Source organism: Paraburkholderia sp., from assembly GCF_047605525.1.
GTDB lineage: Bacteria > Pseudomonadota > Gammaproteobacteria > Burkholderiales > Burkholderiaceae > Paraburkholderia.
In genome coordinates this window covers 1-8,725 of record NZ_JASGFN010000056.1, presented here as the reverse complement: position 1 = coordinate 8,725, position 8,725 = coordinate 1, and the positions used below count along the sequence as shown (strand labels likewise).

At 68.0% G+C, this 8,725-nt stretch carries 6 protein-coding genes and 2 pseudogenes; 5 read left to right on the top strand and 3 right to left on the bottom strand.

All coding sequences use genetic code 11. From position 1 onward, the window contains the following. From QM685_RS36455 to QM685_RS36435, 5 genes and pseudogenes are all read left to right on the top strand, one after another. A partial coding sequence (locus QM685_RS36455) for an SDR family oxidoreductase (RefSeq protein WP_415124329.1) occupies positions 1 to 685 on the top strand: 685 nt, incomplete at its 5' end. An 8-nt stretch (positions 686 to 693) separates the two neighbouring features. Further along, positions 694 to 1,629, top strand: a complete 936-nt coding sequence (locus tag QM685_RS36450) for a MaoC/PaaZ C-terminal domain-containing protein (protein WP_415124331.1) — start codon at positions 694 to 696, stop codon at positions 1,627 to 1,629. A gap of 94 nt (positions 1,630 to 1,723) precedes the next feature. Beyond that, the gene (locus QM685_RS36445) at positions 1,724 to 3,025 is read left to right on the top strand and encodes an acetyl-CoA C-acetyltransferase (protein WP_415124327.1); all 1,302 of its coding nucleotides are present in this window, start codon (positions 1,724 to 1,726) and stop codon (positions 3,023 to 3,025) included. An 87-nt stretch (positions 3,026 to 3,112) separates the two neighbouring features. Next, positions 3,113 to 4,873: an AMP-binding protein gene (locus QM685_RS36440; protein WP_415124325.1), complete on the top strand. Its 1,761-nt coding sequence runs from the start codon at positions 3,113 to 3,115 to the stop codon at positions 4,871 to 4,873. Positions 4,874 to 4,951: 78 nt separating this feature from the next. Next, positions 4,952 to 5,960: pseudogene (locus QM685_RS36435) on the top strand (DUF1571 domain-containing protein). 37 nt (positions 5,961 to 5,997) lie between these two features. Here the strand turns inward: QM685_RS36435 and QM685_RS36430 are convergent. The 3 genes and pseudogenes from QM685_RS36430 to QM685_RS36420 all read right to left on the bottom strand — a co-directional run. Further along, positions 5,998 to 6,432, bottom strand: a complete 435-nt coding sequence (locus tag QM685_RS36430; RefSeq protein ID WP_415124323.1) for a hypothetical protein — start codon at positions 6,430 to 6,432, stop codon at positions 5,998 to 6,000. A 49-nt stretch (positions 6,433 to 6,481) separates the two neighbouring features. Continuing rightward, positions 6,482 to 8,059 (bottom strand): FAD-binding protein, encoded by a 1,578-nt coding sequence (locus tag QM685_RS36425; RefSeq protein ID WP_415124321.1) that lies wholly within the window; start codon positions 8,057 to 8,059, stop codon positions 6,482 to 6,484. Between the two features lie 58 nt (positions 8,060 to 8,117). Beyond that, positions 8,118 to 8,672: pseudogene (locus QM685_RS36420) on the bottom strand (anti-sigma factor family protein); the annotation flags it as partial. Positions 8,673 to 8,725: the final 53 nt, after the last annotated feature.

Genomic DNA, 8,725 nt, shown 5'->3' with positions numbered 1-8,725 from the left:
CATCGGCGCGGCGATCGCGGGCGTGCTGGCGGCCGACGGCGCGCACGTGATCGGCCTCGACGTCCCCGCCGCGCGCGACGCGCTCGATGCCACGATGCGTCAGTTGAACGGCACCGCGCTGGCGTTCGACATCGCCGCGCCCGAGGCGCCCGCGCAGATCGCCGCCGCGCTCGACGAACTCGGCGTCGACATCGTCGTGCACAACGCCGGCATCACGAAGGACAAGACCATCGCGAAGATGACCGACGCCGCCTGGCAAAGCGTGATCGACATCAACCTGAGCGCGCAGGAGCGCATCGACGACGCGCTGCTCGCCGGCGGCATCCTGCGCGACGGCGGCCGCATCGTCGCGGTATCGTCGATCAGTGGTATCGCGGGCAATCCGGGGCAGACCAATTACGCGACCTCGAAAGCGGGCGTGATCGGCCGCGTGGAGAGCATGGCGCCGCGGTTAAGCGCGCGCGGCATCACGATCAACGCAGTCGCGCCGGGCTTTATCGAAACGCAGATGACCGCGAAGATTCCGCTCGCGATCCGCGAGGCCGGCCGCCGCATGAACTCGATGAGCCAGGGCGGCCAGCCGGCCGACGTCGCGCAGACGATCGCATGGCTCGCGCAGCCGGGCTCGGCGGGCGTGACCGGCCAGGTCGTGCGCGTGTGCGGTCAAAGCCTGATTGGAGCGTGAGCATGGGCATCGACGAGCCGGGTGATCCGTTCGGAAGCCGTCATGGCGCGCCCATGCCGGGCGGCAACGGCGCGCGGCCGAAGACCGTCGTCGTCGAAACGCTGCCTGCGCCGGCGAAGCTCTATGCGCGCGCGCTGTCGGGCATCGTCAAGCGTAGACGCGACACGCATCTGCCGGCGCTGCGACTCGTGCGCCCCGCCGTCGCGCTCGACCCCGGTCCGGTATGGCGTTACGCACGCGTGTGCGGCTTCATCCCCGAGCATGGCGTGCCGCTCACCTATCCGCATCTGCTCGCGTTTCCGCTGCATCTGCTGATGCTGACCGATCCGGCGTTTCCGTGGCCGGCGCTCGGGCTCGTGCATCTCGCCAACCACGTGCGCCTGCGCCGGCCGCTCGCGTACAAGGATCTGCTGCGCGTCGAGGTCGAATTCGGCGCGCTGCTGCGTCACGACAAAGGCCAGGCGTTCGTCGTGCATACGCGCATCTACCGGCGCGGCGAGGCGGTGTGGGACGGCGACAGCGTCTATCTGAAACGCGCGGTGCCCGCGCTCGGCTACCCACTCGAATCGCTCACGCCCGGCCCCGGCGCGCTGCAACGCATCGCGCGCTGGCAGCTCGCGCCGCAACTGGGCCGCGACTACGCCAGCGTGTCCGGCGACTACAACCCGATCCACCTGTCTGCGCTGTCGGCGAAGGCGTTCGGCTTTCCGCGCGCGATCGCGCATGGCATGTGGACGCTCGCGCGCGCCGCGTCGTCGCTGCAGCCGCCGAAGCCGCTCGCCGAGGCGACGCTGGCCGCCGAATTCAAGGTGCCGATGCTGCTGCCGGGCGAGGCGTCGCTGTGGAGCGCGGCGCCGTCGCTGATCGAGCGCGATCTGGAAGTGCGCGATATCAACGGTGAAAAGCCGCATTTGCGCGGACGCATGCAGTGGAGGCTGCAATGAAACCGGCGCTCGGTATTCGTAGCACCGCCCCCACCCGCGTCACCCGCGCCACCCTCGCATCCAATAACCCGGCCACGACCCGAAGGAGCCCCGCATGTCCCACCCGCAACCCGCCGTGCGCCGCGTCGCCATCGTCGGGGGCAACCGGATTCCGTTTGCCCGCTCGAACACCGCGTACGCGAGCGCATCGAATCAGGACATGCTGACGTTCACGCTGCAAGGCCTGATCGATCGTTACGACCTGCACGGCGTGCGGCTCGGCGAAGTCGCGGCGGGCGCGGTCATCAAGCATTCGCGCGATTTCAACCTGACGCGCGAGGCGCTGCTGTCGACGACGCTCGCGAAGGAAACGCCCGCCTACGACGTGCAGCAGGCCTGCGGCACCGGCCTCGAAGCGGCGATCCTCGTCGCCAACAAGATCGCGCTCGGGCAGATCGACGCGGGCATCGCGGGCGGCGTCGATACCACGTCCGACGCGCCGATCGGCGTCAACGAGCGCATGCGCAAGATCCTGCTCGAAGCGAATCGCGGCAAAAGCACCGGCCAGCGCCTCGGCGCGCTCAGCAAACTGCGGCCCGGCATGTTCTTCAAGCCGCTGCTGCCGCGCAACAGCGAGCCGCGCACCGGCCTGTCGATGGGCGAGCATTGCGAGCTGATGGCCAAGCGCTGGAACATCTCGCGCGAGGCGCAGGACGTACTCGCGTACGAGAGCCATCGCAAGCTCGCCGATGCGTACGCGCGCGGCTTCGTCAACGATCTGATGACGCCGTATCGCGGCCTCGCGCGCGACAACAATCTGCGCGCCGATCTGACGCTCGAACAGCTCGCGAGCCTCAAACCGGTGTTCGACCGCGACGCCGGCACGCTGACCGCCGGCAATTCGACGCCGCTCACCGACGGCGCGTCCGCGGTGCTGCTCGCGAGCGAAGCGTGGGCGGCCGAACGCGGGCTCCCGGTGCTCGCGTATCTGAGCGGGTCGGAGACGGCCGCCGTCGACTTCGTCGACGGCAAGGAAGGCCTGCTGATGGCGCCCGCGTACGCAGTGCCGCGCATGCTCGCGCGCGCCGGGCTCACGTTGCAGGACTTCGATCTGTACGAAATCCACGAAGCGTTCGCGGCCCAGGTGTTGTGCACGCTTGCGGCATGGCAGGATGACGAATATTGCCGCACGCAGCTCGGGCTGGCCGGCGCGCCCGGCGCGATCGACCGTGCGAAACTGAACGTGAACGGCGGCTCGCTCGCGACCGGCCATCCGTTCGCCGCGACCGGCGGGCGCATCGTCGCGGGCCTCGCGAAGCTGCTCGCGCAGCTCGACAAGCCGGCCGGCACCGCGCGCGGGCTGATTTCGATCTGCGCGGCGGGCGGCCAGGGGGTGATCGCGATTCTCGAACGGTAGCGCGGTGCGCCCGGATTCGCGGCGCCGCATGCCCGCACGTCGGATAGCAACAGAGCAAGCCACGGCTTTAGCCACAGGAGACGACCGATGACCGAGCCTACCCGAGCCCCGCTCCCGGCCGCCGCCGGGTCCGCCGACGCGCCAAACACCGACGGCATCTGGTACGCGTCCTACCCCAGCGACGTGCCGCATGAAATCGACGTCACGCAATACGAGTCGATCGGCCAGTTCTTCGACGAGTGCGTCGCGCAGTTCCGCGAGCGCGTCGCGTATGTCAGCGTCGGCGCGAATCTGACGTACGGCGAGCTGGGCCGCAAGGCGACCGCGTTCGCCGCGTACCTGCAAAGCATCGGCGTGGAGCCGGGCGAACGTGTCGCGATCATGCTGCCGAATACGTTCCAGTATCCGGTCGCGCTGTTCGGCACGATCAAGGCGGGCGGCGTGGTCGTCAACGTGAATCCGCTCTACACGGTGCGCGAGCTCGCGCATCAGTTGAAGGACAGCGGCGCGCAGACGATCGTCGTGTTCGAGAACTTCGCGAAGACGCTCGAGGACGCGCTGCCGGGCACCAGAGTGCGCAACGTCATCGTGACCGGTCTCGGCGACCTGCTCGCCGACGGGCTGAATCTGAAGGGACGTCTGCTCAATTTCGTGCTGCGTCACGTGAAGAAGATGGTGCCCGCGTACCGGCTGCCGCACGCGGTACCGCTGTTGAGAGCACTTGCGACCGGCTACTCGCGGCCATTGAGGCCGGTGCACGCGACCCACGACGACATCGCGTTCCTGCAATACACGGGCGGCACCACCGGCGTCGCGAAAGGCGCGATGCTCACGCATCGCAACATCATCGCCAATCTGCTGCAGGCGAAGGCGTGGGCCGCCGGGCAGCTCTCCGGCGACGTCGAAACGGTGCTCACGCCGCTGCCGCTTTATCACATCTACTCGCTGACCGTGAACGCGCTGATTTTCATGGGGCTCGGCGGGCGCAACATCCTGATCGCGAATCCGCGCGACATGAAGCGCGTGATGATGATCATCCGTCACGAAAAATTCACCGGCATGACCGCCGTGAACACGCTGTACAACGCGTTCCTCGAGAACGAGGAATTCTGCCGGCGCGACTTCTCGGACCTGAAGCTCGCGATGGCCGGCGGCATGGCGACGCAGAAAGCGGTCGCCGATCGCTTCAAGGCGGTGACCGGCAAGCCGATCGTCGAAGGCTACGGGCTCACCGAGTGCTCACCGATCGTGTCGATGAATCCGGTCGACCTGACCCATCTGCGCGACTTCGAAGGCTCGATCGGCCTGCCCGCGCCGTCCACCCAGGTGCGCTTCAGGAAGGACGACGGCAGTTGGGCCAACATCGGCGAGGCGGGCGAGCTGTGCGTGAAGGGCCCGCAGGTGATGAAGGGCTACTGGAACCGCCCCGACGAAACCGCGAAGGTGCTCAGCGACGACGGCTGGCTCGCGACCGGCGATATCGGCGTGATGGATTCGCGCGGCTTTATCCGGCTGATCGACCGCAAGAAGGACATGATTCTCGTGTCGGGCTTCAACGTCTATCCGAACGAGATCGAGGACGTGATCGCCGCGCATCCGGACGTGCGCGAAGTCGCGGCGATCGGCGTGCCCGATCCGGTGCAGGGCGAGCGCGTGAAGGTGTTCATCGTGCGGCGCGCGCCGACCCTCACCGCCGAGCAGGTGATCGCGTACTGCCGCAAGAATCTGACCGGCTACAAGGTGCCGAAGCTCGTCGAGTTTCGCGACGAGCTGCCGCAAACCAACGTCGGCAAGATCCTGCGGCGGGCGTTGCGCGACGAGGAACTCGCGAAGCAGAAGTCGGCCTGACGGGAATACGGCTTGCGCCATTGCGTTACATCATCATTGGCTACGCCGTTTTCCGGAGAAAGGCTTATGACGCATTGCATGTCGGCCGGTTCACGCCGTCCGCGGGTTTCGACGGACGAGCCCGGCGCTGTGCCGCGCGAGTGGCTCGCGCGCGCGTTCAGGCGTTCGTCGTTCAGGCGTTCGTTAACGGCCACGCTGTTCGCCGGCGCGGCCCTCTTCCTGCCGATGTCCGCCGCCTTCGCGCAAAACGACGACCGCCCGCCGCCGCTCGACACCGCGAGCGCCGTGCAGCCGCCCACCACGCCCGCGTCGCAAGTCGGCAAGCTCACGCTGGACAGGCAGGTCAAATGGCTGCGCGCCGCGCAGCAAAGCGGCGCGCTGGAACAGCTCGACGACGCGCAACTGATCGCGCTGTTCCAGTCGCTCGATCCGCTCGCGTTGCCGCGCTACATCAAGGAAGGCCCGAACGGCTACCCGTCGTACGAGTTCACGATGTCGCGCTCGGAACGCATTCACGGCCAGTGGCCCGACAAGCCCGATCACATGCTCGTGCGGATCGCGCACGACCCGCTGCGGATCTACGCGAAGTGGCTGCCCGACGGCGCGCACGCGGGCCAGGAAATCATCTACGACGAATCGAAGCGCAGCGACGAAATGTACGGCCACCTCGGCGGCATCATGCACGTGATGCCGTTGTGGACCTCGCTGACGGGCGCGCTCGCGCGCTCGCAATCGAATCACGACGTGCGCGATCTCGGCACCGAGTACATCGCCGGCCAGTACCTCAGCGAGGGCAGGAAATACGCCGAGAGCGGCCTGCCGCGCTCGACCCGCATCGAAGTGAAAACGATCGACGGCGTGCGCGTGGTCGCGTTCACGTTTCACGTTCGAGACGCCGGCCGGGCAGCCACGGTTCTACGCGAAGAAGGAAACGCTCGGGCTGGATTTACGGCGGCCGTTCTTCCGCACTGTCGAGTCTTACGATAACGACGGCAAGCCGTTCGAGCGGATCGTGTTCGAGAACGTCACGCCGAAGACCTTCGACGATTCGACGTTCGATCCGAACAACAAGGCGTATAAGTTCTAGCGGTGTTCCGGCGGCGCGGCGGGCGCGGCGGTGCGCGTTACGCGCGATGCGTGACGCGCGGCGTGAGCGCGAAGGCCACGTACGCCGGCTGCGCGTGCGGGCCGGCGCGCTGTTCGTGGTGGTGGTCGACGAAGCGTCCGGTGCGGATCGCGAGATGGCGCAGGACGAAGTAGTCGGCCGGGCGCGTGAAGCCGATCAGTGACGGCACGTTGCGCGCGACGGCGCGGTCGTCGAGCCGCGGCGCGAGTGTCGTGAACCAGAGTGCGCCGATGTCGTCGCCGGTTTCGAAAGTGGCCAGTTTCAGGTGCGCGGCATAGCGCGCGAATGACGCGCCGCAGGCAAGCGTGGCGTCGACGATCGCCAACGCGCGGGCATCGTTGCCGCACGCGGCGGCCCGCGCGAGCCACGGCCATGCGCCGCCCGCCGCCGTCGATAGCCACGCGCCCGTGAGCATGAAAGTGCGCCGGTCCATGTTGTGTGTGCTTTCAGTCCGTTTGGCTCAGATTCCAGGCGCGCTCGCTTCACGTGTATCCCCGCCGGTCGCGCCACGCCGCCGGCCAGATGCCCTGCTTGCCCGGCGCGAGAATGCCGTTCGGGTCAAGCGCGTCCTTGATCGTTTCCGACAACCGCAGCAGCGCGCCGTCGTTGAAGCCGTACTGCGCGGCGGCAAAGTCCATATACGCGAGATGCGCGCGATATTCGCCGTAACCGGCCGCGCGCGCGTCGCTCATCAGCGAGCGCAGCAACTGGCCGGCCTGCTCGACCTGATGCGCGTCGTCGCGATCGAAAATCGCCGCGAAGACGTGATGCAGATGACGCGCGCCCGCCGTAAAGCCGCCGTAGTAATCGAAGCCGTATTCCGCCGCGCGCGTCTTCACCATCGTGTACTGACGCATCGCGTCACGCCCTGTCGCCGGACAGATCGGCGCGAAGTCGACGTGCGCGCCCGCGCCGCCGCGCCAGTCGAGCATGCGGAACGCGGTCATCGCGGGAATGCCGGCCATGTTGCGGTCGCCGCCGCCGGTGGGCTGAGCATCGCCCGCGTAACGCGCCGCCGACAGCCGCGCCTGCGGCACCCGCCCGAACGCGCGCTCTATTCGTGCATAACGCGCGTCGATGATCTCAGGCGCGCCGTACAGCGCGAAGTGCAGGTTCCAGCGCCCGACGCCGAGCGCGTCGAGCATCGCGGCCACCGCGCGCTCCGGCATCGCGCCCTCGCCGTCGTACCACTGGCGGCGTGCCGACAGGCCCGCCGCGCGGCGTAAGCCACCCTCGATCACCGCATGGTTGCGGATCGTTTCGTCGAGCCGCAGCGGCCGCAGGATATCGACGATCGCTTCGAGATCGGCTTCATGCCGGAACTGGATTTCGCCGAGCAGATACGCGGGCGGCGCGGACATCAGCCAGACGCCCAGTTTCGTGACGATGCCGTAGTTCGACTGCATGAACATCGCATCGAACGACGGGCCGTAACCCGGCCGATACACCTGCCACGCGGTGCCGATTTCGACGCCGCCCATGCCGGTGCGCAGCACGTCGCCGTTGGCGAGCACCACTTCCATCCCGCATTGCGCCGCCGCGTGATCGCCGTAGTCGGTATAGCCGAAGCCGCGCTCGAGCGTGTTGCCGACCACGCTGCCCCAGCCGGCCGCGGGCGGATCGATCCAGAGTCTGTAACCTTTGTCGTGCAGATGCGCGTACAGATCGAAATAGCTGACGCCCGGCTCGACGAGTGCGTACGCGAGCGTTTCGTCGATTTCGAGGATGCGGTTCAGCCGCTGCAGATCGAGCACGACCGAGCCGCTCAGGCGCGGCGCCGCGCCGCCGTACGCGAAATTGCGTCCGGTCGACACGGTCCACAATGGAATGCGGTATTGATTGGCAATGCGCAGCAGCGCGCGGATTTCGTCGACCGACGCGGGCAGCAGCGCGGCGCTCGCGGCAAACGCGCCGGGTTCGCCGGGCGCGAACGGATCGAGATACGCGGCGAGGCCGGCGCCGGACGTCACCACGTGCGCGTCGCCGACCACCGCGCGCCAGCCGGCGAGCGCGCGCTCGAACTGCGCGGCGGAAACGTTGGGAGGCAGGGTCTGGGGCAACGCGTCTCCTTTTCCGATACGGGCGGACCCACGCAGCTCGGCGCGCCGCTACCGGCCGCTACTGCTCGTCGTCGTGCCACATCTGCGGCTTGCCGCCGAGCGCGCTGCACACGTCGATCGCGATGGTGCGCAGCTTGCCCTCGGCGATCGCGCCGGACAGCGCGTAGCCCATGCCGTCGCTGACCCAGTAGAAAGTGCGGCGGTCGCCGTCGCGGAAAAGCCGGAACGCGGTTTCGTTGCGCGAGATACCGGTCACGTAGAGCGTGAGGCGTGCGCCCGCCTGGTTCTCGTACATGAACTGCGCGGCCGGCCCCGCCTCGCCGGGCAGCAACCGGCCGCCCACCAGCGAATAACCATACTCCTGCAACGACGGCACCGACAGCGGCCGGTTCAACCGCTTCGACAGCCAGGCGATCAGATGCTCCTCCTCGCTCGCGGCGACTTCCACCGGATGACGCCGCTCCGGCGAGTACACCGCGTACGCGATATCGGCGCGCTGCGCGAAGCCCGCCGGCTGGCCGCCGGGGTTGCCCCATGCACCGCCCCACGCGCCGCCCGTCAGACGCGGCGCGAGCGGGCCGAGCGCCAGCGCGAGCCCCGCGCCGACGGCGAGAGCTAACCGGCCACAAATTTGATGACAAGACAGGCGCAGTCACAAGAAAAGAC